General features: G+C 73.9%; 24 protein-coding genes. 8 read left to right on the top strand and 16 right to left on the bottom strand.

What is annotated here, in order from left to right; genetic code table 11:
* Positions 1-131: 131 nt before the first annotated feature.
* Both ABD879_RS22065 and ABD879_RS22060 read left to right on the top strand, forming a co-directional pair.
* Positions 132-812: a sigma-70 family RNA polymerase sigma factor gene (locus tag ABD879_RS22065; protein WP_345023434.1), complete on the top strand. Its 681-nt coding sequence runs from the start codon at positions 132-134 to the stop codon at positions 810-812.
* A gap of 121 nt (positions 813-933) precedes the next feature.
* The gene (locus ABD879_RS22060; RefSeq protein WP_345023433.1) at positions 934-1806 is read left to right on the top strand and encodes an HAD family hydrolase; all 873 of its coding nucleotides are present in this window, start codon (positions 934-936) and stop codon (positions 1804-1806) included.
* A 42-nt stretch (positions 1807-1848) separates the two neighbouring features.
* Here ABD879_RS22060 and ABD879_RS22055 read toward each other — a convergent pair whose 3' ends face one another.
* The 6 genes from ABD879_RS22055 to ABD879_RS22030 form a co-directional block, all read right to left on the bottom strand.
* Positions 1849-2883 (bottom strand): lysophospholipid acyltransferase family protein, encoded by a 1035-nt coding sequence (locus ABD879_RS22055; RefSeq protein WP_345023431.1) that lies wholly within the window; start codon positions 2881-2883, stop codon positions 1849-1851.
* 123 nt (positions 2884-3006) lie between these two features.
* Positions 3007-4023 carry an NAD-dependent epimerase/dehydratase family protein gene (locus tag ABD879_RS22050; RefSeq protein ID WP_345023430.1) on the bottom strand — a complete coding sequence of 339 codons (1017 nt, stop codon included), beginning with the start codon at positions 4021-4023 and terminating at the stop codon, positions 3007-3009.
* 47 nt (positions 4024-4070) lie between these two features.
* Entirely contained in the window at positions 4071-4169 is a 99-nt protein-coding gene (locus ABD879_RS22045; protein WP_018654693.1) for a 30S ribosomal protein bS22, read from the bottom strand.
* 579 nt (positions 4170-4748) lie between these two features.
* Positions 4749-4952: a helix-turn-helix domain-containing protein gene (locus ABD879_RS22040; protein WP_026414196.1), complete on the bottom strand. Its 204-nt coding sequence runs from the start codon at positions 4950-4952 to the stop codon at positions 4749-4751.
* 339 nt (positions 4953-5291) lie between these two features.
* The gene (locus tag ABD879_RS22035; protein WP_345023429.1) at positions 5292-6122 is read right to left on the bottom strand and encodes a phosphatase; all 831 of its coding nucleotides are present in this window, start codon (positions 6120-6122) and stop codon (positions 5292-5294) included.
* Positions 6123-6238: 116 nt separating this feature from the next.
* Positions 6239-7456, bottom strand: coding sequence for an acetoin utilization protein AcuC (locus ABD879_RS22030; RefSeq protein WP_345023428.1), 1218 nt, complete (start codon positions 7454-7456; stop codon positions 6239-6241).
* A gap of 355 nt (positions 7457-7811) precedes the next feature.
* Between ABD879_RS22030 and ABD879_RS22025 the strand changes: the two genes are divergently transcribed.
* Positions 7812-8846 (top strand): alpha/beta hydrolase, encoded by a 1035-nt coding sequence (locus ABD879_RS22025; protein WP_345023427.1) that lies wholly within the window; start codon positions 7812-7814, stop codon positions 8844-8846.
* Between the two features lie 152 nt (positions 8847-8998).
* Here the strand turns inward: ABD879_RS22025 and ABD879_RS22020 are convergent, their stop codons facing one another.
* From ABD879_RS22020 to ABD879_RS21985, 8 genes are all read right to left on the bottom strand, one after another.
* Positions 8999-9439 (bottom strand): hypothetical protein, encoded by a 441-nt coding sequence (locus ABD879_RS22020; RefSeq protein ID WP_345023426.1) that lies wholly within the window; start codon positions 9437-9439, stop codon positions 8999-9001.
* An 82-nt stretch (positions 9440-9521) separates the two neighbouring features.
* Positions 9522-10316 (bottom strand): pyrroline-5-carboxylate reductase, encoded by a 795-nt coding sequence (gene proC / locus ABD879_RS22015; protein ID WP_345023425.1) that lies wholly within the window; start codon positions 10314-10316, stop codon positions 9522-9524.
* A 60-nt stretch (positions 10317-10376) separates the two neighbouring features.
* Positions 10377-11297 (bottom strand): proline dehydrogenase family protein, encoded by a 921-nt coding sequence (locus ABD879_RS22010; RefSeq protein WP_345023423.1) that lies wholly within the window; start codon positions 11295-11297, stop codon positions 10377-10379.
* A gap of 79 nt (positions 11298-11376) precedes the next feature.
* The gene (locus ABD879_RS22005) at positions 11377-12630 is read right to left on the bottom strand and encodes an LCP family protein (RefSeq protein ID WP_345023422.1); all 1254 of its coding nucleotides are present in this window, start codon (positions 12628-12630) and stop codon (positions 11377-11379) included.
* Between the two features lie 108 nt (positions 12631-12738).
* Entirely contained in the window at positions 12739-13473 is a 735-nt protein-coding gene (locus ABD879_RS22000) for an ABC transporter permease (protein WP_345023421.1), read from the bottom strand.
* A complete protein-coding gene (locus ABD879_RS21995) occupies positions 13470-14207 on the bottom strand; it encodes an ABC transporter ATP-binding protein (RefSeq protein WP_345023420.1) in 738 nt (245 codons plus the stop codon). Before ABD879_RS21995 ends, ABD879_RS22000 begins: the two co-directional genes overlap by 4 nt.
* A gap of 150 nt (positions 14208-14357) precedes the next feature.
* Complete coding sequence (locus tag ABD879_RS21990) at positions 14358-15056, bottom strand: TetR/AcrR family transcriptional regulator (RefSeq protein WP_345023419.1); 699 nt, start codon at positions 15054-15056, stop codon at positions 14358-14360.
* Complete coding sequence (locus tag ABD879_RS21985; protein WP_345023417.1) at positions 15056-15952, bottom strand: sugar phosphate isomerase/epimerase family protein; 897 nt, start codon at positions 15950-15952, stop codon at positions 15056-15058. The genes ABD879_RS21990 and ABD879_RS21985 overlap by 1 nt, the downstream gene beginning before the upstream one ends.
* 286 nt (positions 15953-16238) lie before the next feature.
* Here ABD879_RS21985 and ABD879_RS21980 point away from each other — a divergent pair, with 286 nt between their 5' ends.
* Positions 16239-16937 (top strand): class I SAM-dependent methyltransferase, encoded by a 699-nt coding sequence (locus ABD879_RS21980; RefSeq protein ID WP_345023416.1) that lies wholly within the window; start codon positions 16239-16241, stop codon positions 16935-16937.
* Between the two features lie 131 nt (positions 16938-17068).
* Positions 17069-18130: an alpha/beta fold hydrolase gene (locus ABD879_RS21975; RefSeq protein WP_345023415.1), complete on the top strand. Its 1062-nt coding sequence runs from the start codon at positions 17069-17071 to the stop codon at positions 18128-18130.
* Positions 18131-18192: 62 nt separating this feature from the next.
* Here ABD879_RS21975 and ABD879_RS21970 read toward each other — a convergent pair whose 3' ends face one another.
* A complete protein-coding gene (locus ABD879_RS21970) occupies positions 18193-19077 on the bottom strand; it encodes an SGNH/GDSL hydrolase family protein (RefSeq protein ID WP_345023414.1) in 885 nt (294 codons plus the stop codon).
* Between the two features lie 201 nt (positions 19078-19278).
* On the opposite strand from ABD879_RS21970, the gene radA reads away from it, so the two are divergent.
* Together radA and disA are read left to right on the top strand one after the other, a co-directional pair.
* A complete protein-coding gene (gene radA / locus ABD879_RS21965; RefSeq protein WP_345023412.1) occupies positions 19279-20799 on the top strand; it encodes a DNA repair protein RadA in 1521 nt (506 codons plus the stop codon).
* A gap of 272 nt (positions 20800-21071) precedes the next feature.
* Positions 21072-22154, top strand: coding sequence for a DNA integrity scanning diadenylate cyclase DisA (disA, locus tag ABD879_RS21960; protein ID WP_345023411.1), 1083 nt, complete (start codon positions 21072-21074; stop codon positions 22152-22154).
* A 40-nt stretch (positions 22155-22194) separates the two neighbouring features.
* Here disA and ABD879_RS21955 read toward each other — a convergent pair whose 3' ends face one another.
* Entirely contained in the window at positions 22195-22812 is a 618-nt protein-coding gene (locus ABD879_RS21955; protein WP_345023410.1) for a hypothetical protein, read from the bottom strand.
* A gap of 66 nt (positions 22813-22878) precedes the next feature.
* On the opposite strand from ABD879_RS21955, the gene ABD879_RS21950 reads away from it, so the two are divergent.
* Positions 22879-23751, top strand: coding sequence for an HhH-GPD family protein (locus tag ABD879_RS21950; RefSeq protein ID WP_345023409.1), 873 nt, complete (start codon positions 22879-22881; stop codon positions 23749-23751).
* Positions 23752-23874: the final 123 nt, after the last annotated feature.

The raw sequence follows: 23874 nt of genomic DNA, 5'->3' as shown, positions 1-23874 counted from the left end.
CCCCATGGTGCCCGATGCGGAGCGATGAAGGGTAACCGATGCCCGGCCGGGCGCACCATTGCCTGTCGTACGGCTCGCTCTCTACAGTGGCCTTCCACGCCGGAGGTCGCGTACGCCCCGAGGAGAACTGCATGAGCAGCTTGACCCTCGACGCCCGAGTGGCGGCGTTCCCGACGATCCCCCGGCTCTCCCCGCGCACCGGCGCGTCCCGGCGCGGGCACGCGGCCCGCACGCGCGACGCCCCGGCCGACGCTCCGGCCCGTGCCGACGCCGTGAAGGCGCTCGTGCTGCGCGCCCGCGACGGCGACGTCGAGGCGTTCGGCATCCTCTACGACCACTACGTCGGGCTGGTCTACCGCTACATCTACTACCGGGTCGGGGCGCATCCGCTCGCCGAGGACCTCACCAGCGAGACGTTCCTGCGCGCGATGCGGCGGATGGCCGACTTCACCTGGCAGGGCAGGGACTTCGGGGCCTGGCTGGTCACCATCGCCCGCAACCTGGTCGCCGACCACTTCAAGTCCGGCCGCTACCGGCTGGAGATCTGCACCGCCGAGCTGCTGGAGCCGGGGCTGCCGCAGGAGGGCCCCGAGCGCGCCGTGCTGGACTCGCTGACCCACCGGACGCTGCTGGAGGCGGTGCGGCGGCTCGGCTCCGAACAGCAGGAGTGCGTGGTGCTGCGGTTCCTGCACGGGCTGTCGGTGGCCGAGACCGCCCTGGTGATGGGCAAGAAGCCGGGGGCTATCAAGGCGCTGCAGCACCGGGCGATGCGGTCGCTGGCCCGGATGCTCCCCGACGACCTGCGCGCCTGACCGCGCACCCGACCGCGCGCCTTTTCGCGCGGCTGTACGGGCCCTGGCCGGGAAGTGAGGACTGTCCCAATTCTGGAGGTAAGAACGGCTGCCGCGGACGCCGTTGACTAGGCTCGGGCCCATGCGGCTTTTCTGGCGGCGCGGCAAGGACACCGACCACGTGAGCGCCGGTGAGGCGGCCGCCGCGGCGGCCGGTCCGGGGCGTGCGCTGCCGGAGCCGGACCCGGCGTCGGCGGCGTTCTTCGACGTCGACAACACCATGATGCGCGGCGCGTCGATCTACTACTTCGCCCGCGGGCTCGCCGCGCGCAAGCTGTTCACGATGCGCGACCTGGCGATGTTCGCCTGGGGGCAGGCCGCGTTCCGGCTGCGCGGCACCGAGAACGCCGAGCACATCTCCACCGCCCGCGAGGCCGCGCTGGCGTTCGTGGCCGGCCAGAAGGTCAGCGACCTGGAGGCGCTCAGCGAGGAGATCTACGACGAGGTGATGGCCGACCGCATCTGGCACGGCACCCGCGGCCTGGCGCTGCAGCACCTGGACGCGGGACGGCGGGTGTGGCTGGTCACCGCCACCCCGGTGGAGGTGGCCCGGGTCATCGCGCACCGGCTCGGCCTGACCGGGGCGCTCGGCACCGTCGCCGAGACCCGCGACGGCGTCTACACCGGGCGACTGGTCGGCAACCTGCTGCACGGGGAGGCCAAGGCCGAGGCGATCCGGGCGCTGGCCCAGCGCGAGGGCCTGGACCTGTCCCGCTGCCACGCCTACAGCGACTCGATCAACGACCTGCCGATGCTGACGTCCGTCGGCCACCCGAACGCCGTCAACCCCGACTCGGACCTGCGCGCGCACGCCAAGCAGCACGGCTGGCCGATCCACGACTTCCGCACCGGCCGCAAGGTCACCATGGTGGCGCTGCCCGCGGCCGCCGGTGCGGGCGCGCTGGCCGGGGGCGTCGCCGCGGGCATCGCGCTGCGCAAGCACTACCGCAGCTGACCCTGCCCGGGCACGCATCCGGCCCCCCCGGGGGCGGTGCGGTCAGAAGAAGGCGGGGCCGCGGCGCAGCAGCGTGTCGTACACCATCTGCTGGATGGTCTCGCGGACGTGGTCGGTGATGTTGAAGACCGTCATCGGGTCGTCGGCGGCCTCCGGCCCGTACTCGGCCAGCGTCATCGGCTCACCGAACTGGATCATCCACTTGGACGGCAGCGGCACCAGCCCCGCCGGGCCGAGCAGCGGCCAGGTCGGGGTGACCGGGAAGTACGGCAGGCCGAACAGCCGGGCCAGCGGCCGCAGGTCGGCGATCTTGGGGTAGATCTCCTCGGCCCCGACGATCGCGCACGGGACGATCGGCGCGCCGGTGCGCAGCGCGGTCTCCACGAACCCGCCGCGGCCGAACCGCTGCAGCCGGTACCGCTCGGCGAACGGCTTGCCGACCCCCTTGAAGCCCTCCGGGAACACCCCGACCAGCTCGCCCTTGTCCAGCAGCCGGGCCGCGTCGGACGGGCAGGCCAGCGTGTGCCCGGCCTTGCGCGACAGATGCCCCAGCAGCGGCACCTGGTAGATCAGGTCGGCGCCGAGCAGCCGCAGGTCGCGGCCCAGGTGGTCGTGCATCGCCACGGTGAGCATCAGCCCGTCCACCGGCAGCGTGCCCGAGTGGTTGGCCACGACGAGCGCGGGCCCCCGGGACGGCACGTGCTGCAGCCCGAGCAGCTCGGTGCGGAACCAGTGCCGGTACAGCGCCCGCGCGGCCGGCAGCAGCACGGTGGCGTTGAGCTCGGGGTCGAAGCCGAACTCGTCCACCTCGTACTCGCCCGCCAGGCGGCGGCGCAGGAAGGCCAGCCCGGAGGCGATCCGGCGCTCCAGCGACGGCCCCTCGGACCGCTCGTCGGACGGCTCGCCGGCAGGGCCGGCGACGCCGGCGTGCCGGGCCGTGTCGAGCCGGATCACCCGCGCGCCCTCGGCCGCGTCCGCCACGTCCGCCGCGTCCGCCGCGTCCGCCGCGTCCGCTACGTCGCCGCCCGCCGCGTCCGAGGGGACACGCCGGTCGTCTCGGTCGTGCTGCGCGTTCATTCGTCGGGAACCTCCCTCCGCACGGGCCGGGACCTGCGCCGCCGGCCTGCCCATCGTTCCCTTCGGTGCCCGCCCGTGAACGCCGCCGCCGGCACCGCCGTGCGGTGCCCGCCGTGCCGCCGGTCAGTGCCGTATCAGCGCCGAGCCGAGCCGTTCGAGCAGGCCGAGCGGCCCCGGCTGCCCCATGCCGTGGGCCGACAGGAACTCGGCGAACGCCGCCTCCGTCGAGTGCTTCGGCCGCCACGACAGCTCGGCCACCAGCCGGGAGGTGTCCACCACCCGCCCGTACATCAGCAGCCGCAGCAGCTCCGGGGAGAACCCGGTCTGCCCGGCGAACCTGCGGCCCATGTCGCCCAGCACCGACAGCGACTGCGCGGGCATCGGCACGAAGGGGCGCCCGGCGCGGCGCAGCGCCTGCGACAGCAGCAGCACGCCGTCGCCCGCCACGTTGAAGGTGCCGGGATGGTCCTCCACGGTCATCCGGCGCAGCACCTCGATGCCGTCGTCCTCGTGCACGAACTGCAGGCGCGGGTCGAACCCGAGCACCGTCGGCACCACCGGCATCCGCAGGTACCGGGTGAGCGGCGAGTCCACGCCCGGCCCGAGGAAGTTGACGAAGCGCAGCACCGACACCGTCAGGTCCGACCGGCGCCGCTGCAGTCCGCGCACGTAGCCCTCGACCTCGACGGCGTCCTTGGCGTACCCGTGGGCGGGCGCCTCGACCGGCTCGTCGCGCTCGGTGAACACCGCGGGGTCCATCGGCGAGGAGCCGTACACCGCGGCCGAGGACCGCACGACGAGCTTGCGCATGTCCGGCGAGCGCTGGCAGGCCGCCAGCAGCTGCATGGTGCCGATGACGTTGAGCTCCTTCACCTTCGGCCGCGGAACCGACTGGGCGGTCACCAGGCTCAGGTGGACCACCGTGTCGACCCCGGCCGAGGCGATGACCTTCGCGATGCTCGGCGTGCGGATGTCGACGCGCACGAACTCGGTGCGTCCGAGCGGCGTCGTGGGGGGGACCGTGTCCACGCCGATGACCCGCTCGATGCCGGGATCGGCCTGGAGGGTGCTGGCGACCCGCGCTCCCAGGAACCGGGAGACTCCCGTGACCAGAACCACGCGGGCCGCGGCGGTGGGCATGGAAGACACTGTGCGTCCCACCCCTTACGGCTGAATGGCCGGCGTGTTTACTTCTTGTTGCGCCGCTGGATGCGTGTCTTCTTCAGCAGCTTGCGGTGCTTCTTCTTGGCCATCCTCTTGCGGCGCTTCTTGATGACGGAGCCCACGGGACCTCGCTCGGAAGATCGGGTGACAGGAAAGAACGGCCGTGCCGCCGCCCGGCCCCATGTCCCATGGGCGCCCGGCGGTCACGCACGGTCCGCTGACAAAGGGTACCGCTGTGCCGCCCGCGTTCGGCCCCCCGCCCTCCGGCGCGCCCGTATCCAGGCCGTTGCCGACCCGTCGCCCGCCTGGACGTGCCGGGTCGTCCGCGCGTGGCGGGAAGTGCGTCCACGCCCTGGCGCTCGTCCGCCCCTGGGCTCGGGCCGCCGCGTCGTGCCGCACGGCGCCCGGGTGACGGGAGCCCGCGGGTTTGCGGGCGTGTCGAATGACGGGCCCGGCGGACACCGGCCCGCGGCCGACGGCGCGCCCGGCGCACGCGTCAGCGCGCCCGCGCCCGCCGACGGCGAGGTCGGCGCGGACCCCGCGACCACGTCCACCGGCTCCGGCGGCCGGGCGGCCGCCGGTCTGTCGGTGTCGTGTCGTGCCCTGTCTCCTCGGTTTTCCTGCCCCCGTGCTGGCGTCCTCCGCGCGACCGGCTACCGGGTGAACGGCGAGGCCATGGGTCATGACCCCGCCCTACCCCGTTATCCGGCTTCGATGAACGCGTCGCGCAGATAGTCGTGAACGGCCTGCTCGGGAACCCGGAACGAGCGGCCCACCCGGATCGCGGGCAACTCGCCTGAGTGGACGAGGCGGTAGACGGTCATCTTGGACACCCGCATCACCGCCGCCACTTCGGCCACAGTCAGGAACCTGACCTCACTGAGAGGTCGCTCGCCTGAGCTCATCGGACGCCCTCTTCCACACGTGCCGCGCACCGGCCCTTTGGGTGACTTTGATCACGCACGTGTACTTCCCCCAGCGTAAATCGTGTACCGACAGTCGCAAGAGGGGAGTTCCACCCATTTGCGTATCCCGACCTGTCTTGATGGCCACAGTCTGGTTTCACCCCGCCGGTCACACGATGGCACGGGGGGTTTCGCGGCCATCGGATGTGAGCCTCGGTCCGGCGGCGACCGGCGCCCCGAACACCAACGCACACCCGCGAACGAAACATTCGCCCCTCTACCGTCCTTCTGTAACAAACAGTGACAGGCGCCGCCGGGGGCGGACGGCGGAGGCGGGGCTCACAGCAGGCCGGCGCGGTGCAGCAAATAGGCGGTCAAAGGGGCGTAGTGCTGGGAAGATATGCCGTCGTCCAGCGGCACCACGGTGTGGATCTTGCCCTCGGCGGCGCCGGCGAACAGCGCGGGGTCGTTACAGTCCGCGAACCCGACGGCGTCGATGCCCGCCTGACCGGCCGCCCCGGCCCAGCCGTGGTCGGCGATGGCCAGATCCGGCCAATCGTCTGATTCGGCTGCGAGCTCGCGCAGCATCGCCTCCATGGGGGCGGCGTCGTGGGTGTGCTGGGTGCGGCCGCCGTCGTCCTCCAGCATCGCCACGCCGCCCGGCGCGTAGACGAGCCGCCGCGGCTCGACGCCGCCGTAGTCCAGGGCGATCTCGTAGGTCCAGCCCTCGGCGGGGGTCAGCACCGTGCAGCCGGCCCTCCGCAACGCCTCGGACACGGCCTGGTAGATCGGGGTGAGCGTGGCCGGGTGCCCGGTGGCCAGCACCACCCGCTCGCGGCGCCGCGCCGCCTGGCCGATCCGGTCGCCCATCGACTCCAGGGCGTCGATGGTCAGGTCCGGGTCGATCGTGTCGTCCCCGTAGACGTGCCGCGGGTCGGGGTTGACGCCGCAGCGCTCCACCATGAGCGCCAGCACGCCCGCCTCGGTCCACGACCGCTTGAACTCCAGGCCGAACTGGTAGTACGGGTCGCCCGCGGCCATCCGCCGGTAGTGCCGCAGGTTGTTCTGGCGGGGCGTGGCCACATCGCCGGCGATCATCGTGCGGACCAGATGGGCGCGCAGCTCGGCGCGGGACGGGGGCGTCGGATTCTCACTCACGTTCTCGCTCACGGATTCACTCAAGGGGCGGTCACAGGGGTGCGGGGCGAGGTCGAAGCGGACGGCCGCGGCCGCCGAGGCCGCGCGGGCGGGGGTCGCGCGGGTCCGCGGCGCACGCGCGGCGGCGGTCAGACGTGCATCATCGGATCCAGGCCGTGCTCGGGGAAGACCTCCCGCCGGGTCGCCAGCACCGCCTGGTCGACCGGGTTCGCCGGGTCGTAGCCCTCGGCCCAGGTGCGCACCTCGACCACGCGGGTGCCGTCGGTCATCCGCAGCGGAGCGATCTGCTCGGTGCGCATCCGGACGAAGTCGCGCCAGTCGCGGGGGGTGGGCGTCTCGGGGTCGATCGGCCGTCCGGACGCCTCGGCCAGCAGGTGCGTCCAGGCGCGCGGCACCACCTGGACCAGCTCGTAGCCGCCGCCCCCGGTGACGATCCACCGGCCGCCGGCCGTCTCGTGGGCCAGCCGGTGCAGCATCGCGTAGGCGGTGCGCTGGCCGTCCACGCTGAGGATCAGGTGGGCCAGCGGGTCGAGCGCGTGGCCGTCGCAGCCGTGCTGGGTGACCAGCACCTGCGGGCGGAACGCGCGCAGCAGCGGCGGCACGACGGCGTCGAAGGCGCGCAGCCAGTTGGCGTCGCCGGTGCCGGGCGGCAGCGCCACGTTGACGGCCGTGCCCTCGGCGCCCTTGCCGCCGGTCTCGGTGGGGTAGCCGGTGCCGGGGAACAGCGTGCGCGGCGTCTCGTGCAGGCTGATCGTCAGCACCCGGGGGTCGTCGTAGAAGGCGGCCTGGACGCCGTCGCCGTGGTGCACGTCGACGTCCACGTAGGCGATGCGTTCGGCGCCCTGGCCGAGCAGCCAGGCGATCGCGACGGCCGGGTCGTTGTAGACGCAGAAGCCGCTGGCGGCGCCCGCCATGGCGTGGTGCAGGCCGCCGGCGACGTTGGCGGCGTGCGGGGTGCGGCCGGTCCACACGGCGCGGGCGGCGGCCACCGAGGCGCCGGTGACCAGGGACGACGCCTCGTGCATGCCGATGAACACCGGGTTGTCGGCCGTGCCGAGGCCGTGCCGCAGGTCGGCGCGGCCGGTGGCGCCCGCCTCCCGGACGGCGGCGATGTAGGACGCCTTGTGCACCAGCCCGAGCAGGTCGTCGCCCGCGGGGTCGAACCCCTCCAGCCGCACGCCGGGCGCGTCCAGCACCTTCAGCTCGCGGGCCAGCGCCATGGTCAGCTCGACGCGCACGGGGTTGAGGGGATGCCCGGCGCCGAAGTCGTAGGAGACGAGCTTGTCGTCCCAGAAGACCTGGAGTCCGCAGCTGCCGGGGGCAGGAGACGGCGCGGGGCTGCTCATGACCTTCACGGTATCGCTCCGCCCCAGGTCAGGCCTTGTGGCCTGAATCACATGCGTGCGGATTCGCCCGCGCCGTCGCGGCTGCACCATCCCCGACGGGCGTCACCTGCGGAAACTTCCCTGTGACCTACCTGACATTGGCCGACGCTTTACGTAGCATGGGCGAAACCTGACGTTTGGGAAGCGGATGGACAAACATCTCATTGCTGATGATGTACCCACGCCGCCGGACGGATCCGGGGCCGGCGGGGCGTCGGACGGTGCGCTTCCCGGCGGGTCCGCCCGGCAGGCGCTTCATCAGCAAGCGGTTCCTTATGACGGCGGCCCCAGCCCCCTCAGCCGGGCCATCTCCGGCATGCTGCGGCTGACGGTCGGGCCGATCGTGCACCACGTCCCCGGCCACGCCGTGATCATCCGGACGGCCCGCACCACGGTGGACATCGCCTCCCGGCTGGTCAGGGCCGACCCGCGCGTCCGGGTGCGCCGGGCCGACGACCTGCCCCACGACACCGGCCGCGTCATCGGCGAGTGGGTGGAGCCCCGCGACGCCGGCGACGAGCCGTCCGACGGCGCCATCCTCTACCTGCACGGCGGCGGTTACGTCGTGTGCTCCCCCCGCACCCACCGGCCGATCACCGCGCGGCTGGCCGCCGACACCGGCCTGCCCGTCCTGGTCCCGCGGTACCGGCTCGCGCCCGAGCACCCGTTCCCGGCCGCGCTGGAGGACGCGCTGGCCGCCTACCGGCTGCTGCTGGACTACGGCGTCCCGGCCGAACGCGTCGTCATCGCGGGCGACTCGGCGGGCGGGCACCTGGCCGCCTCCCTCACCGGCGAGCTGTGCCGCACCGGCCTGCCGCGCCCCGCCGGAGTGGTGCTGTTCTCGCCCTGGGTGGATTTGACGTGCGAACTGTCGACGCGCGAGCAGCGGCTCGCCCGCGACCCGTACATCAGCGCGTCCACCGCCCGGCGCGTCGCCCGGCTCGTGGTCGGCACCGCCGACCCGCGGGACCCCCGGCTGGCCCTGCTGTCGTGCCGCTGGACCGACACGCCGCCGGTGCTCATCCAGGTCGGCAGCCGGGAGGTGCTGCGGCCCGAGGCCGAGGCGCTGGCCGGGGCCATCAGCGAGGGCGGCGGCGACTGCCTGCTGCAGGTGTGGAACGGCCAGATGCACGTGTTCCAGATGCTCAACCGGGTGCTGCCCGAGGCGGACGCGGCGATGAGCGAGACCGCCCGCTTCGTCCGCTCGGTCCTCGCCGCGCCCGCCGCCCGGGGCCGCACGGCGGGCACAGGCCGCACCGCGGACCGACGGCGCACGGCCGCGCGAAGCCGCCGCGCGAACGGAGGCCGCGGCGGCGACGGGGGCCCGTCCGGTACCGAGGCCGTCGCATGACGCCCCCCGGACGGCCGCCCGGCCGCAGGACTTGAGGCCGCCTCCGCACACCCGCCTGGCGCACAAGGCCGCGGGGAGTGCGGAGGCGCCTCGCCAACGTCGGCCCGCGCCCTGCGCGACGCCCTTCGCGGAGCCCCCGTCAGGAGCCCCCGTCAGATGACGCGGCCGTCCTCCACGGCCGGCTCGGGCCGGCCGCGCCGCCCTCGCGGCGACCGCCCCGCGGTGAAGAACCCGACCAGCGCGGCCAGCGTGGCGACGCCCTCGCCGACCAGGCTGGCGGTCTTCTCGCCGTACCAGACCGGCTCGTACATGTTCGGCAGCGGGCCGAGCGCGCCCACGTCCACGGTGTAGTAGAGCAGCAGCGCGCCGACCGCGCTGCCCGCCACCAGGAACGCGACTGCATACGTCCAGCGGCGCGCCCGCGCCAGGACCAGCACCCCCGCCAGCGCGGCGGCCACGGCCTGGACCCGGAACAGCACGTCGCCGCCGATGCCGCCGCCCTCCACGAACTTCATGTCGGGGGCGAACCGCCAGTGCACGACGGCGTCGACCGCCAGTCCGGCGGCCACGAGCAGGCGAAGCGGGATGTCCATGTCCCTAACACGGTGCCCGCGGCGCGTCGGCTCAATTGCGGAGCGACATTCCCGACCGGGACGGCCCGAAATCCTCCGGCGGTCAGCCGCCGGCGAGCTCGCGGCCCCGGTCGCGGGCGGCCTCGATCGCCTCCAGGACGGCGGCGCGCACCCCGTGCTTCTCCAGCTCGCGGATGGCGGCGATCGTCGTCCCGCCCGGCGAGGTCACCGCCTCGCGCAGCAGCACCGGGTGCTCGCCGGAGTCGCGCAGCATGACCGCCGCCCCGACGGCCGACTGGATCACCAGCTCCAGCGCGGCCGCGCGCGGCATGCCCAGCAGGATGCCCGCGTCGACCATGGCCTCGACCAGGTAGTAGAAGTACGCCGGGCCGCTGCCGGACAGCGCGGTGGCGGCGTCCTGCAGCGACTCGGGGATGCGCACCACCTTGCCGACGGGGCTGAGCAGCTCCTCGGCCAGCTTCAGGTGCTCCTCGCCGGCGTGCGAGCCCGCCGAGATCACGCTCATCGCCTGGTCCACGAGCACCGGCGTGTTGGACATCACCCGCACCACCGGCAGGTCGGCCGGCAGCCGCTCCTGCACGAACGAGGTGGTGATGCCGGCCGCCATGGAGATCACCAGCCGTCCGGCCGGGACGTGCGGGGCGATCTCGTCCAGCAGGGCCCCCATGTCCTGCGGCTTGACGGCCAGCACCAGCGTGCTCGCCGTCCGGGCGGCCTCCGCGTTGGTGACGATCTGGACGCCGTACCGTTCGCGCAGCAGCGCCCCGCGCTCCTCGCGGCGGACGGTGGCCATCAGCTCGGCGGGGCGGCGGCCGGCCCGCAGCACGCCGGACAGCAGCGCCTCGCCCATCTTCCCGGCACCCAGAATCGCGATCATCTATGCACCTTGACGTGGGGTTTTCGCCTGACCACGCCAGCCTATCGAGGGGCCGCGCGGCTAGCTGCGCGTGACCGCCGAGCGCAGGAAGAAGCGCAGGTTGGCGGGCTTCTCGGCGAGCCGCCGCATGAAGTAGCCGTACCACTGGCCGCCGTAGGCGACGTACACCCGCACCCGCTCGCCCGCGGCGGCGAGCCGCCGCTGCTCCAGCGGCCGGATGCCGTACAGCATCTGGTACTCGTAGCTGCCCGGGGCGCGGTCGCTGACCAGTGCGAACGTGCCGGCGATACTGATCAGCCGCGGATCGTGCGTGGCCAGCATCGGGTAGCCCTTGCCGTTCATCAGGATCCGCATGCACCGCACGTACGACCGGTCGATCTCGGCCTTGCCGGTGAACGCGACGTGCTCGGGCGCGGCGTAGGCGCCCTTGCACAGCCGCACCCGCGACCCCTCGTAGGCCAGCTCGGCGCAGTACTCCTCGGCGCGGCGCAGGTACGCCTGGATCACCGCCCCGGTGTCGGGGTGCTCGCGCCGCAGCTCCTGCAGGATGCGCAGGGTGGACTCGACGGTGGTGTGGTCCTCCATGTCGAGGGTCACCGACGTCCCGGCGGCGCGGGCGGCGGCGCACACCCGCCTGGCGTTCTCCAGCGCCAGGTCCTCCTCCAGGGCCTGGCCCACGGCGGTCAGCTTCAGCGACACCTCGGCGCGGGCGCCCAGCCCCGCGTCGGCCAGCCGGCCCAGCAGTTCGACGTAGTGCTTGACGGTCGCGTCGGCCTGGGCCCTGTCGTGGACGTCCTCGCCGAGCACGTCCAAGGTGACCGCCAGCCCCTCGCCGGTCAGCTCGCGGGTGACGTGCAGCGCGTCGTCGATGGTCTCGCCCGCGATGAAGCGGCGCACCGCGTCGCGGGTGAACGGAGCGGTCTCGACGAGCCTGCGTACGCCGCCGCTGCGGGAGGCGACCAGGAGAGCCTGACGAAGCACTGGCGACCCCTTCTCCGGTGGGACGACACTGTCCGCTGTCCCGGCGCCTCCAGGTTAACTCCCGGAGAAGGGCTCGCGATCACGAGACGGTTCCGGTCTTGTTGACCCCTCCGTACCGCTGGACGTACTCGGCCATCTTGGCGGTGCGCACCGCCTCGAACAGCGCCTTGCCCTTGGTCTGGTCCAGCAGCACCACGCTCTGCTTGCCGCGCATGGCGCTGCCCTTGTTGGGGACGGTCATGAACACCACGTCCGAGGCGCGCACGTTGCGCAGGCTCAGCGCCAGCGACCGCAGGTCGCCCGCGGACACCTTGTCGTCCACGCTGATCGACTTGGTGAACGCGGTGAGGAAGCGGTCGAGCTTGAGCGGGTTGGTGATCGTCCCGCTGTCGGCGGCCTTCTGGGCGAGCGCGCGCAGGAACGCCTGCTGCCGCTTGATCCGGTCGAAGTCGCCGTTGGGCAGGTTGTAGCGCTGCCGGACGAACAGCAGGGCCTTCTCGCCGTCCAGCTTCTGCCGGCCGGCCTGCCAGTGCACCTTGCGCGCCGGGTCGTAGACGCTCTGCGCGATGTCGACCTCCACGCCGCCGAGCGCGTCGGTCATCGCCTTGAACCCCTCGAAGTCGATGGCGCCGAAGTGGTCGATGCGGATGCCGGTGAGGTTCTCCACGGTCTGGATCAAAAGCGGCGGGCCGCCGAACGAGAACGCCGCGTTGATCTTCTGGTTGCCGTAGTCGGCGATGTCCACCCACAGGTCGCGGGGGAAGGAGATGATGTAGGCCTTGCGGCGGTCGGCGGGCAGGTGCAGCAGCATGATCGTGTCGGACCGCTGCTGCCCCGGCTTCCACACCCCGCGGCCCTCTCCGGTGGTGCCCATCTCGGCGCGGGAGTCCGAGCCGACCAGCAGCCAGTTCTCGGTGCCGGTCACGTTCGGGCCGGGCCGGTCGCCGGTGGGCATGGCCCCGGGCAGCCGGTCGATGTTGCCGTTGTAGGACGACTGCCGCTGCCAGACCAGGCCGGCGACCCCGGCCACGGCGAGCAGGACGAAGACCACCACGCCGGCCAGCACCCGCGGCCAGCGCTTCTTGCGGCGCCGCCCCTCGCCGTGCCGTCCGCTCCCCTCGCCGAGGAGGAACCCGTCGTCCGGAGGCTTGGGCCCGTCGGGGCCGCCCGGTCCTTTCGGGCCGCCCGGGCCGCTCGGACCGCTCGGGGGGACTCCGTACCCGGCCGGCGCCCGTCCCGGCGCCGCTCCCTGACCCGCGGGGGCGGAGGGCTCGAACGGGTCGCCGCCGTGCTGCCTGTGCGCCTGGGGGCCGGGGTGGTCTTCGGGGGTCATGGCGCCGGAGATTATCAGGCAATTCGGCCCAAATCTGGGGGTTTACCTCGGATGACGTCCAGAGCCGGTCAGAGAGCGCGAGGTCGGCCGGGGGCGCGGTGGCGAACGTCACCGAGTGCGGCGGCGGAGCGTGACCGAGGCCAGCAGCAGGGCCAGCACCGTGCACGCCGCGGTGATCACGATGTCGCGCGCCAGCGCGCCGCCGACGTCCGGTTCCCGGCTCACCCGCTGCATGGCGTCCACCGCGTACGTCAGGGGCAGCACGTCGGAGACGGCCTCCAGCCAGGACGCCATCTGGTCGCGCGGCATGATCAGCCCGCACAGCAGCGTCTGCGGCAGCACGAACGCGGGCATGAACTGCACCGCCTGGAACTCGGTGCGGGCGAACGCGCTGGCGAACAGCCCGAGCGCCATGCCCAGCAGGGCGTCCAGCACCGCCACCAGCAGCAGCGTCCAGCCCGATCCGGCCAGGTCCAGGCCCAGCCAGGTCAGCGCGATCGCCAGCACCGCGCCCACCTGCGCCAGCGCCACCAGGCCGAACGCCAGCGCGTAGCCGAGCAGCAGGTCCAGGCGGCCCATCGGCATGGTCATCAGCCGCTCCAGGGTGCCGCCGGTGCGTTCGCGCAGCGTGCCCACGCTGGTGACGATGAACATGATCACAAACGGGAACAGCCCGAGCAGCATGGGCCCGACCCGGTCGAAGACCGCCGGCCGGTCGAACACGTACCGCAGCAGGATCATCAGCAGGCTCGGGACGCCGATCATCATCGCGATGGTGCGGTGGTCGTGCCGCAGCTGCGCCAGGATGCGCCGCATGGTGGCCAAGGTGACGGCGGCGCTCACGACGTCCGGGCCTCCTCCCGCTCGCCGATCAGGTGCAGGAACGCCTCCTCCAGGTCGTCGGCGCCGGTGGCGGCGCGCAGCTCGTCCGGCGCCCCCTCGGCGAGGATCCGGCCCTCGCGCATGAGCAGCAGCCGGTCGACGCGGCCCGCCTCGTCCATGACGTGGCTGGAGACGATCAGCGTGGCGCCGCGGTCGGCCAGCCGCCGAAACAGCGTCCACAGCTCGCGGCGCAGCACCGGGTCCAGGCCGACGGTCGGCTCGTCCAGCACGAGCAGCTCGGGGGCGCCGAGCAGCGCGACGGCCAGGTTGGCGCGGCCCAGCTGCCCGCCGGACAGGGTGGACACGAGCCGGTCGCGGTGGTCCTGCAGGCCCACCTCGGCGACGACGCGGTCCACGTCGGCGCGGGGGGCGCCGAGCACGGAGGCGAAGTAGCGCAGGTTCTCGGCGACGCTGAGGTCGGCGTAGACGGCGGGCCGCTGGGTGGCGTAGCCGACGCGGCGGCGCAGGGAGGGGCGGCCCGCGGGCTCGCCGAGCACGGTCACGGTGCCGCTCTTGACGACCTGCACGCCCACGAGGGCCCGCATCAGCGTCGTCTTGCCGCATCCGCTGGGCCCGAGCAGGCCGACGATCGAGCCGCGGGGCACCTCGAACGCCACCTCGTGCAGCACCTGCCGGCCGCCGCGCTCCACGCACAGGTCCGCCACGCGGACCGCCGGAGCAGAAGAACTCATCATGTGTTGAATTTAGGTCCGCGCTCGCGACCGGTCAAGGCGGCTTCCAGGGCTGACGCAGGTGGCGGTCACGCGGCCCGCCGGCGCGGGAGCGCGTCATGCGCCGATCGCGCGCCGGCGGCGGCGCACGGCGCGGTCAAAGCGGAACGCGGGTCAGCGGCGTCCGTTGCTTTCGCCGGGCGCGGCGGTGTCGCCGACACCGCCGCGAACGCCGGGCTCGTCGTGCACATCGAAGTACCGCTGGATCGTGGGCGTCAGCAGCTCCACCAGCTCTTCGGTCGACGCCGACGCGATGGGCTCGATCCGCAGCACGTACCGCAGGAACATCACGCCGATCATCTGGCCCGCCGCCGCGTTCACGCGCAGCTTCGGGGTGCCCCGCAGCTCGGACGCCCGCCCCAGCAGGGCCGTCGTCAAGAACTCCCGCAGCGCGACCGCGGCCCGCTCGTTGGTCATCGCCGAGCGCAGCATCGCCAGGATCGGGGCGCGCCGCGTCTCGTCCTCCCAGACCGACAGGAACGTGCGGACCAGCGTCTCGCCGACCCGCTCGCGGGGCGCCGCCATGACGCGCGGCAGGAACTCGGTGGGGTCCACCGGGAACCGCATGGCCGCGGCGAAGACCCCCTCCTTGTTGCCGAAGTAGTGGTGCACCAGCGCCGGGTCGACCCCCGCCGCCCGCGCGATCGACCGCAGCGACGTGGCGTCGTAGCCCTTCTCGGCGAACATCGTGCGCGCCGCGGCGAGGATCTCCTCCCGCGTCGCGGTCGGCCCGGGCCGCCGCCCGGGGCCGCGCTTCGCGCGCCCGCGCGCGCCCTCGCCCGAATCGCGCCCGGGTCGCGCGGCAGCGGTCATCACGCGCCCCGCGGGGAGATCTCACCGCCCGGGGTGACCTCCCAGGTGCGCGCCTGCTCGTCCGGGGCGGCCGCCGCCAGGTGCAGGCGGGCGAACGCCAGGGCCTCGGCCAGGTCCTCCATGCGCTCGGCGCGGCTGCCGGCGCGGCGCGTGTTGACCTCCAGCACGATGTGGCCGCGGTAGCCGGCGGCGGCGAGCCGCTCCAGGAACGGCCCGCACGGCTGGTTGCCGCGCCCCGGCACCAGGTGCTCGTCCTTGTTGGTGACGCCGACGCCGTCGGCCAGGTGGACGTGGCGCAGCCGCTCGCCCAGCCGCCCGGCCATGTCCAGCGCGTCCGAGCCGGAGACCGCGGTGTGCGACAGGTCCAGCGTGACGTGCGGGTAGTCCTGGTCGACGGGGTTCCAGTCCGGCGCGTACATGCCCGCCTCGGCGCCCCGGGCCTTGAGCGGGAACATGTTCTCCACCGCGAACAGGACGTCCGTCTCCTCCTGCATGCGGGCCAGGCCCTGGACGAACTCGCGCGCGTACTCGCGCTGCCAGCGGAACGGCGGGTGGACGACGACCACGTCGGCGCCCAGGGCCTCGGCGACCTCCTTGGAGCGCACCAGCTTGCCCCACGGCTCGCGCCCCCACACCCGCTGGGTGAGCAGCAGGCACGGGGCGTGGATCGAGCGGATGGGCACCTGGTGGTAGTCCGACAGGCGGCGCAGTACGTTGAGGTCCTGCGAGGACGCGTCCGTGGACACCATGATCTCCACGCCGTCGTACCCCAGCAGCGCCGCGATCTCGAAGGCGCTCGGCACCTTCTCCGGATACACCGACGCGGTGGACAGCGTGATCGGCGCGTCCGGCACGCGGATCGCGGGCGGAACGGCGCCGTTGTGCTGCGGGGTCAAGGCTCCCTCGCCATAATGTCGCTCGGCAGTATGTCGCTCGGGTGTCCGTTGTGCGCTCCGCCGCACGGACCGGAGCAGCGGGCCCGTCCTGGGGTCCGCGGTCCCGCCCCTGACAGGTCGCTCTCCAGGGCCGGACCGGCTTCGGCGGCCCCCGGCCCCGGTCCGGGGCCCCGCTCCGCCGACGGCGCTCACGCAACGCAAAGCCTATGCGCCCGAACACCCGAAGTTACCCTCCCACGCAGGTGATCTTATTTGGCGCGGCGCGGGATGACTACGCTCTGTCCCCGTGGCCGAGATCGCTGCGGGCGCCGTGCCCAGCCCCAACATCTGGAACTCCCCCCAGGTCTACGAGATCGAGAACCGCGCCGTGGACCCCGACGGCACGCTGGAGTCGGCGATGTGGGCGCTGCGCCCCTGGGCTGGGGCGACGGTGCTCGACCTTGGCTGCGGCACCGGTTTCCACCTGCCGCGGTTCGCGCGCGAGGCGGCGCGGGTGATCGGCGTGGAGCCGCATTCGGCGCTGGCCGCGGCGGCCCGGCGGCGGGTGCGCGACCTGCCGAACGTCGCGGTCCGCGTCGGCGCCGCCCAGTCCCTCCCGCTTCCGGACGCCTCGGTGGACGTGGTGCACGCGCGGTGGGCGTACTTCTTCGGCCCCGGCTGCGAACCCGGGCTGGCCGAGCTGTCCCGGGTGGTGCGGCGCGGCGGAGCGATCTTCATCATCGACAACGACGCCACCCGCTCCACGTTCGGCCGCTGGTTCCGGCGCGGGCTGCCCTCCTACGACCCGGCCGCGGTCGAGCGGTTCTGGTCCCGGCAGGGCTTCGCCCGCGAGCCGCTGATGATCCGCTGGTCGTTCGCCGACCGGGCCGACCTGGCCGCCGTGCTGCGCATCGAGTTCCCCGCCGAGCTGGCCGCCGAGTTCCTGCGCGAGCACGAGGGCTGCGAGGTGGACTACGCCGTCAACCTCTGGTGGCGCTACGCCTGACGCGGAGCGGGCGCCCAGGCCACCCGACGTTACTGACTGGTTGGTCACACCCGTCCGGCAGGTCTGGCCGTCAGTGGACGCGCTGTACAACAATCCAACCGCATCGCCACCTCGACGGGAGGGGACCCGACATGGGCCGTACCGCACGGACGAGCCGAGCCATCCTCACCGCCACCGCACTGGGCGCGGGCGCCGCCGGCGTCGGCCTGGCCGCCCAGCGCCGCGCCGTACGCCGCCTGCGCATGCGCCCCGACCCCTACGCCGCGGAGCCGTTCGGCTCCCTGCGCGGCCGCCCCGTGCCGGTGCGCGCCGACGACGGCACCCGGCTCTACGCCGAGATCGACGGCGAGGACCGCACCGACCTGGCGGTCGTGTTCTGCCACGGCTGGACGCTCAACCAGGACTCCTGGCACTTCCAGCGCAAGGCCCTGCGCGGCCGCGCCCGCCTGGTGTTCTGGGACCAGCGCGGCCACGGCCGCTCCGACGGCGGCGACCGCGACGGCTACGGGCTGCCCCGCCTGGCGCACGACCTGGCCGCCGTGATCGACCAGACCGTCCCCGCCGAGACCCCGGTCGTGCTGGTCGGCCACTCCATGGGCGGCATGACGGTCATGCGGTACGCCGACGAGTACTCCGACCGGATCGGCGACAAGGTGGTGGGCGCGGCCCTGGTGTGCACGTCGTCCGGCGGGCTCGGCGAGGCCCCGCTGGGCCTGCCCGCCCTCCTGGCGCGCACCACGCAGCGGGTGGTCCCCCCGGCGCTGCGCGCCGCCGGCGCGGGCGCGGCCCTCATCGAGAAGGTGCGCCACCTGGGCCGCGACGGCTCCCTGCTGGTCGAGGACTTCATCGCGTTCGGGCCGGACGCCAGCCCGGCCGCGCTGGAGTTCAGCGAGCAGATGCTCGCCGAGACCCGCATGGACGCGCTGTTCGACTTCCTGCACTCGATGATCAGCACCGAGGTGATCAGCGAGTGCGCCACCCTGGCCCCGGCCGACACGCTGGTCATCGGCGCGGAGAACGACCGCCTCACCCCGGTCGAGCACAGCCTCAAGATCGCCGAGTGCGTGCCGTCGGCGCGCCTGGAGGTCATCCCGACGACCGGTCACATGGCCATGCTGGAACGTCCGGACGCCGTCACCGGCTACCTGAGCGACCTCATCGAGCGCGTCCGCCGGTCCTCCGCCGCCGCCTGACCCATGCCGCGCGGCCTGGGCCGGGCGGCCGGCCCGGCCCGGGCCCCGTCTCAGGCCCCGCCTCAGGCCAGGCGGCTCCTGTCCAGGCGGCTCCTGGCCAGGACGTCCACCACGCGGTCGGCGACCTCCCGCATGCCGGCCGCGTTGGGATGCACGGGCGCGGCCGCGCTCGACGGCAGGATGCCCTCGACCCACCTGCGCCCGGCCGGGGCGCACATGTCGTGGCCCTCGCCGCCCTCGAAGGCGTCGACGAAGTCGGCGCCGTGGGCGCGGGCCCGCTCGGCCAGCACCCGGTTGAGGTCGCGTTGCAGGTCGTTCAGGAACGCCAGGTCGCCGCGCGCCACCGGGACCGCCGGCCAGCAGCCCGGCGCGTCGGGCAGCAGCCGCAGGTAGCCGACGACCATGATGCGGGCGCGCGGCGCCCGGGCGCGGATCCGCCGCAGCACGTCGCCGACCAGCGGACGGATCCTGTCGGGGCGCTCGTTGTAGACGTCGGCGTACCGCTGGGCGCACGGCGCACCGAACGGATTGGTGGTGCTGGCCAGGCCGCAGGCGACCGCGATCGAGCCGAACCCCACGTCGTTGCCGCCGATGCCCACGGTGACCAGGGCGGTGTCGCGCGTCAGCGCGTGCAGCTGCGGCGGGTTGGTGCCGAGGGCGGTGCGCTGCGGCGCCGTCAGGTCGCGGATGCGGGCGCCGGTGCAGCTGACGTCGGTGAGCCGCAGCCGCAGCCGCGCGGCGACCAGCGACGGGTAGTTGCGGTCGGACCGCAGGCAGCCGATCGGCGTGCCGGTCCGGCGCGGGATGAGCGGCCCGGCGGTGAAGGAGTCGCCGAGCGCCACGTACCGCCGGCCCGCCGCCGACTGGGCGTGCCCGGCCGCCGCGGGCATGCCCGCCAGCAGCACCGCCGTGAACGCGCCGACGCCGAGTACCCGTTTCCCCCGCATGATCACCGGTCCTCTCGATCGGGCCGCGGACGACCACGCGGCCTCCCTCCAGGAGCACACGACCGGACCGACCTTACGTGATCGACACACGCGACGTCATCAGTCGATTACCGACGGTGATGCAATTTTTTGCCGCCGGGCAAGGTCGGCGAGGGCACCGGGCGCGCGGAGTGTCGGCCGCGGCCCGTACTGTTTCGGGCCATGGCGAAGGCGAAGACGGCGAAGGCCACCTACCGCTGCTCGGAGTGCGGCTGGCAGACCTCCAAGTGGGTGGGCCGCTGCGGCGAGTGCCAGACCTGGGGCTCGGTCGGCGAGGCGGGCGCGGCCGCGCCGCCCCGGGTGGTGGCCGCCGGGCCCGTCAGCGCACCCGCCCGCCCCATCGGCCAGGTGGACGTGCAGGCGGCGCGGACCCGCCCCACCGGCCTGGACGAACTCGACCGCGTGCTCGGCGGGGGCATGGTCCCCGGGGCCGTGCTGCTGCTCGCCGGCGAGCCGGGCATCGGCAAGTCCACGCTGCTGCTGGAGGTCGCCGCGCTCGCCTCCACCGGCGCCGGCGCCCGCGAGACGTCCGGCGGCGGCCGCGCGGGGCGCCCCTCCGACGCGCAGGCGGGCGACGGCGGCGTCCCCCGGCAGGGCGGCCCGGCCGGCGCCGGGGGCGGCCGCACGCCCGTGCTGTACGTGACGGGCGAGGAGTCGGCCGAGCAGGTGCGGCTGCGCGCCGACCGGGTCGGCGCGATCACCGACGACCTGTACCTGGCCGCCGAGACCGAGCTGTCGGCGGTGCTCGGCCACATCGAGGCCGTCGACCCCGCGCTGCTGGTCGTCGACTCCATCCAGACCATCGGCAGCGCCGAGGTGGACGGCGCGCCCGGCGGCGTCACCCAGATCCGCGAGGTCACCGCCAACCTGATCCGCGTGGCCAAGGAGCGCGGCATGACCGCGGTGCTGGTCGGGCACGTCACCAAGGAGGGCGCGATCGCCGGGCCGCGGCTGCTGGAGCACCTGGTCGACGTCGTGCTGTACTTCGAGGGCGACCGGCACAGCCGGCTGCGCATGATCCGCGCGGTGAAGAACCGCTACGGCCCCACCGACGAGCTCGGCTGCTTCGACCTGTCCGAGGTCGGCATCGTCGGGGTGGCCGACCCCAGCGGGCTGTTCCTGACCCGCCGCGACGAACCCGTCCCGGGCACCTGCGTGACGGTGACGCTGGAGGGCCGCCGCCCGCTGGTCGCCGAGGTGCAGGCGCTGGTCGCCAAGTCCTACCTGCCGTCCCCGCGCCGCGCGTCCTCCGGCCTGGACTCCTCGCGGGTCGCCATGGTCCTGGCGGTGCTGGCCCAGCGCTGCAAGATCTCCATGCACGAGCAGGACGTGTACGTCTCCACCGTCGGCGGCGTCCGGCTCACCGAGACCTCCGTCGACCTGGCGCTGGCCCTGGCCGTCGCCGGGTCCACCGTCGACCAGCCGCTGTCGGCCCAGCTCATCGCGCTCGGCGAGGTCGGCCTGGCCGGCGAGGTGCGGGTCGTGCCGGGCGTCCAGCGCCGGCTGGCCGAGGCCGCCCGGCTGGGCTTCAAGTACGCGGTGGTGCCCCGCGGCTCCCTCGACCTCGGCGACGGCACCCCGCTCAAGCGCGCCGACCCGCAGCTGACCAGCTACGAGGGCATGAAGGTCATGGAGGTCGACAGCCTCACCCAGGCGCTGCAGGTCGCGTTCACCGCCCCCTGACCGCCCCCGGCGACCGGTTCGGGTCACATGACCGGGACGGAGGGACCCGCGTAATATCTCCAGGGCCGCCGAAGCGGCGGCGACGGCCTGTGGAGACCACGGAGGACCGCACGCGGCGGCCCGGGGTCGGCGAAGCAGGACCCGCCCGCGGCCGCCAGTACGGCGTGACGGGCGGTATCCCCCTCGGCCGGAAGGGGGACAACCAACCACGGGAGAAACCGTCCGCGGGCTCCTCGATAAACTGACGCCGACCAGAGACCTCCGGGGGCCAGGTGCCAACACACGACAAGGGTCACGACGAACGACGCCGCGCCACGCTCGCCGCGGTAGCCCCGGGCACCGCGATTCGCGACGGACTGGAGCGCATCCTGCGGGGGCACACCGGAGCCCTGATCGTCCTCGGCTACGACAAGCTCGTCGAGGACCTGTGCACCGGCGGATTCGAACTCGACGTGCAGTTCTCCGCCACCCGCCTGCGCGAGCTGGCCAAGATGGACGGAGCCATCGTCCTGGACGACACGCACACGCGGATCGTGCGCGCCGCGGTGCACCTGGTCCCGGACTCGACGATCCCCACCGAGGAGTCCGGCACCCGGCACCGCACCGCCGAGCGGGTCGCCCGGCAGACCGGCCATCCGGTGATCTCGGTGAGCCAGTCGATGCACATCATCGCGCTGTACCTCGACGGCACCCGCTACGTGCTGGAGGACTCGGCCGCGATCCTGTCCAAGGCCAACCAGGCGCTGGCCACGCTCGAACGCTACAAGCTGCGGCTGGACGAGGTGTCCGGCACGCTGTCGGCGCTGGAGATCGAGGACCTGGTCACGGTGCGGGACGTCAGCGCGGTCGTCCAGCGCCTGGAGATGGTCCGCCGCATCGCCGACGAGATCGAGGGCTATGTGGTCGAGCTCGGCACCGACGGCCGGCTGCTGTCGCTGCAGCTGGACGAGCTGGTGTCCGGGGTGGACGTCGACCGCGAGCTGATCGTGCGCGACTACCCGTCCGAGGAGGCCCGCACCCGCGGGGTGGCCGCGGTGCTGGAGGCGCTGGACGGGTTGTCGGCCAACGAGCTGCTCGACCTGTCCACGGTCGCCGAGGTGATGGGCTTCTCCGGCCCCGACGCCCTCGACCTGCCGGTCAGCCCCAAGGGGTACCGCCTGCTGGCCAAGGTGCCGCGGCTGCCCGGCACGGTGGTCGAACGGCTGGTCGAGCACTTCGGCGGTCTGCAAAAGCTCCTGGCCGCCGGGATCGACGACCTGCAGGCGGTCGGCGGCGTCGGGGAGTCCCGGGCCCGCAGCGTCCGCGAGGGCCTGTCCCGGCTCGCCGAGTCCTCGATTCTGGAACGCTACGTGTGACGTCCCGGCCGTCCCCGAGCCGGCCGGGCCGCCGTTTCGTTCAGCGCAGGTGGAAGACCCGAGTGGCGGGCCTGAGGCCGTCCGCCCGCACCGCGGCGACGTAGGTGCCGGGCCGCGCGGGCAGCCCCCTGCCCCGGCAGTCGCCGGTCGAACGCCTGCGGTCCCAGGTCACCGTCTCGACGTGCGGGATGCCGCGGCGCAGCGTCCGCTCGCGGGAGCCGCCGCGGCCGCACCGGGCCGACGACCACACCCGGTCGCGCCCGGACGTCACCCGCACGCCGAGTGCGCCGGTGAACGTGCACGTGTCCGGCCCGGTGTTGACGACGGTCGCGATGAAGCGCGGCCGCTGCGCACCGGTGTAGGTGTCGCGGGCCATGGCGAGCCCCACCACCAGATCCTCCCGGGCGCAGGCGTCGCCTTCCGGCCGGGCGGGTGCGGCCCGGACGCTCCGCGTCGCGGTCACCGTGACGGTCACCGCCGCGCTCGGAACGGTGGGCGCGTCGGCGGGGCCGTCGGCCGCGTCGCGCCCGGCGTCGTCGTCGCCTCCGCAGCCGTAGGCCAGCGCCACCAGGACGCCGAGCACGACGGCGAGGACGGCGGCCCGCCGCCGCCAGTACCGGTCGGCCGCACCGCCGTCACGTCCGGTGTCCGCGTCCATGCGGACAGTATGCAGAGTCGATCCGGGCCGGACCGGCGACCCGCCGTGCGACAATGGCGAGTCGTCATGGACTCCGCCTACACCGAGCCGATCCTCGACTGGTATGCCGCCAACGCCCGGGACCTGCCGTGGCGCGCGCCGGACGCCACCCCGTGGGGCGTCCTGGTCAGCGAGATCATGCTGCAGCAGACCCCCGTCGCCCGCGTGCTGCCCGTCTGGCGGGAGTGGATGGCGCGCTGGCCGCGGCCGGCGGACCTGGCCGCCGAGCCGTCCGGCGAGGCGGTGCGCGCGTGGGGCCGCCTCGGCTACCCGCGCCGGGCGCTGCGCCTGCACGAGAGCGCCCGCGCGATCGTGGCACGGCACGGCGGGCGGGTCCCCGAGTCGCATGCGGATCTGCTGGCGCTGCCCGGCATCGGCGCCTACACGGCCGCCGCGGTGGCCAGCTTCGCGTTCCGGCAGCGGCACGCCGTGCTCGACACCAACGTCCGGCGGGTGCTGGCGCGCCTGGTCTCCGGCGAGGAGTTCCCGCCGCGCTCGCAGACCGCCGCCGAGGTCCGGCTGGCCGAGTCGCTGCTGCCCGCCGATCCCCCGACCGCGGCCCGCTGGTCCGTGGCCGTCATGGAGCTGGGCGCCCTCATCTGCACGGCCCGCACGCCGCGCTGCGTGGACTGCCCGGTGCTGTCGTCCTGCGCCTGGCAGGCCGCGGGCCGTCCCGCCTACGACGGCCCGCCGCGGCGCGGCCAGACCTACGCGGGCACCGACCGGCAGTGCCGGGGCCGCCTGCTGGCCGTCCTGCGCGACGCCGACGGCCCCGTGGAGAAGTCGGCGCTGGACGTGGTGTGGTCCGACCCCGTCCAACGCGAACGCGCCCTGGACGGCCTCGTGGCCGACGGCCTGGTGGACCCCTTGGACGACGGCCGCTACGCCCTCCCCGCCTAGGGCCCGCCGAACGCGCAAGGGCCCGCGCCGTTTCCGGCGCGGGCCCTTGACCGGCTCGCGTGGCGGACGTCAGTCCTTGTTGAAGTTGACCGCGCCCTCGATCGGCGGCGGGCTGTCGGGCAC

It is taken from the genome of Actinomadura keratinilytica (assembly GCF_039539665.1).
GTDB classification, from domain to species: domain Bacteria; phylum Actinomycetota; class Actinomycetes; order Streptosporangiales; family Streptosporangiaceae; genus Spirillospora; species Spirillospora keratinilytica.
The sequence above is the reverse complement of the archived record's forward strand: the minus strand, read 5'-3'. Positions and strand labels throughout refer to the sequence as shown.

Excerpts from the sequence above, each read along its gene's own strand:
- ABD879_RS21990 (WP_345023419.1), bottom strand. The coding sequence starts at position 15,056 with ATGACCGCTGCCGCGCGACCCGGGCGCGATTCGGGCGAGGGCGCGCGC.
- ABD879_RS21950 (WP_345023409.1), top strand. The coding sequence starts at position 22,879 with ATGGACTCCGCCTACACCGAGCCGATCCTCGACTGGTATGCCGCCAAC.
- ABD879_RS21955 (WP_345023410.1), bottom strand. The coding sequence starts at position 22,812 with ATGGACGCGGACACCGGACGTGACGGCGGTGCGGCCGACCGGTACTGG.
- ABD879_RS22055 (WP_345023431.1), bottom strand. The coding sequence starts at position 2,883 with ATGAACGCGCAGCACGACCGAGACGACCGGCGTGTCCCCTCGGACGCG.
- ABD879_RS22025 (WP_345023427.1), top strand. The coding sequence starts at position 7,812 with ATGCTGCGGCTGACGGTCGGGCCGATCGTGCACCACGTCCCCGGCCAC.
- ABD879_RS22020 (WP_345023426.1), bottom strand. The coding sequence starts at position 9,439 with ATGGACATCCCGCTTCGCCTGCTCGTGGCCGCCGGACTGGCGGTCGAC.
- ABD879_RS21970 (WP_345023414.1), bottom strand. The coding sequence starts at position 19,077 with ATGCGGGGGAAACGGGTACTCGGCGTCGGCGCGTTCACGGCGGTGCTG.
- ABD879_RS22005 (WP_345023422.1), bottom strand. The coding sequence starts at position 12,630 with ATGACCCCCGAAGACCACCCCGGCCCCCAGGCGCACAGGCAGCACGGC.
- ABD879_RS22040 (WP_026414196.1), bottom strand. The coding sequence starts at position 4,952 with ATGAGCTCAGGCGAGCGACCTCTCAGTGAGGTCAGGTTCCTGACTGTG.
- ABD879_RS22065 (WP_345023434.1), top strand. The coding sequence starts at position 132 with ATGAGCAGCTTGACCCTCGACGCCCGAGTGGCGGCGTTCCCGACGATC.
- radA (WP_345023412.1), top strand. The coding sequence starts at position 19,279 with ATGGCGAAGGCGAAGACGGCGAAGGCCACCTACCGCTGCTCGGAGTGC.
- ABD879_RS22050 (WP_345023430.1), bottom strand. The coding sequence starts at position 4,023 with ATGCCCACCGCCGCGGCCCGCGTGGTTCTGGTCACGGGAGTCTCCCGG.
- proC (WP_345023425.1), bottom strand. The coding sequence starts at position 10,316 with ATGATCGCGATTCTGGGTGCCGGGAAGATGGGCGAGGCGCTGCTGTCC.
- ABD879_RS22060 (WP_345023433.1), top strand. The coding sequence starts at position 934 with ATGCGGCTTTTCTGGCGGCGCGGCAAGGACACCGACCACGTGAGCGCC.
- ABD879_RS21975 (WP_345023415.1), top strand. The coding sequence starts at position 17,069 with ATGGGCCGTACCGCACGGACGAGCCGAGCCATCCTCACCGCCACCGCA.
- ABD879_RS21995 (WP_345023420.1), bottom strand. The coding sequence starts at position 14,207 with ATGATGAGTTCTTCTGCTCCGGCGGTCCGCGTGGCGGACCTGTGCGTG.
- ABD879_RS22030 (WP_345023428.1), bottom strand. The coding sequence starts at position 7,456 with ATGAGCAGCCCCGCGCCGTCTCCTGCCCCCGGCAGCTGCGGACTCCAG.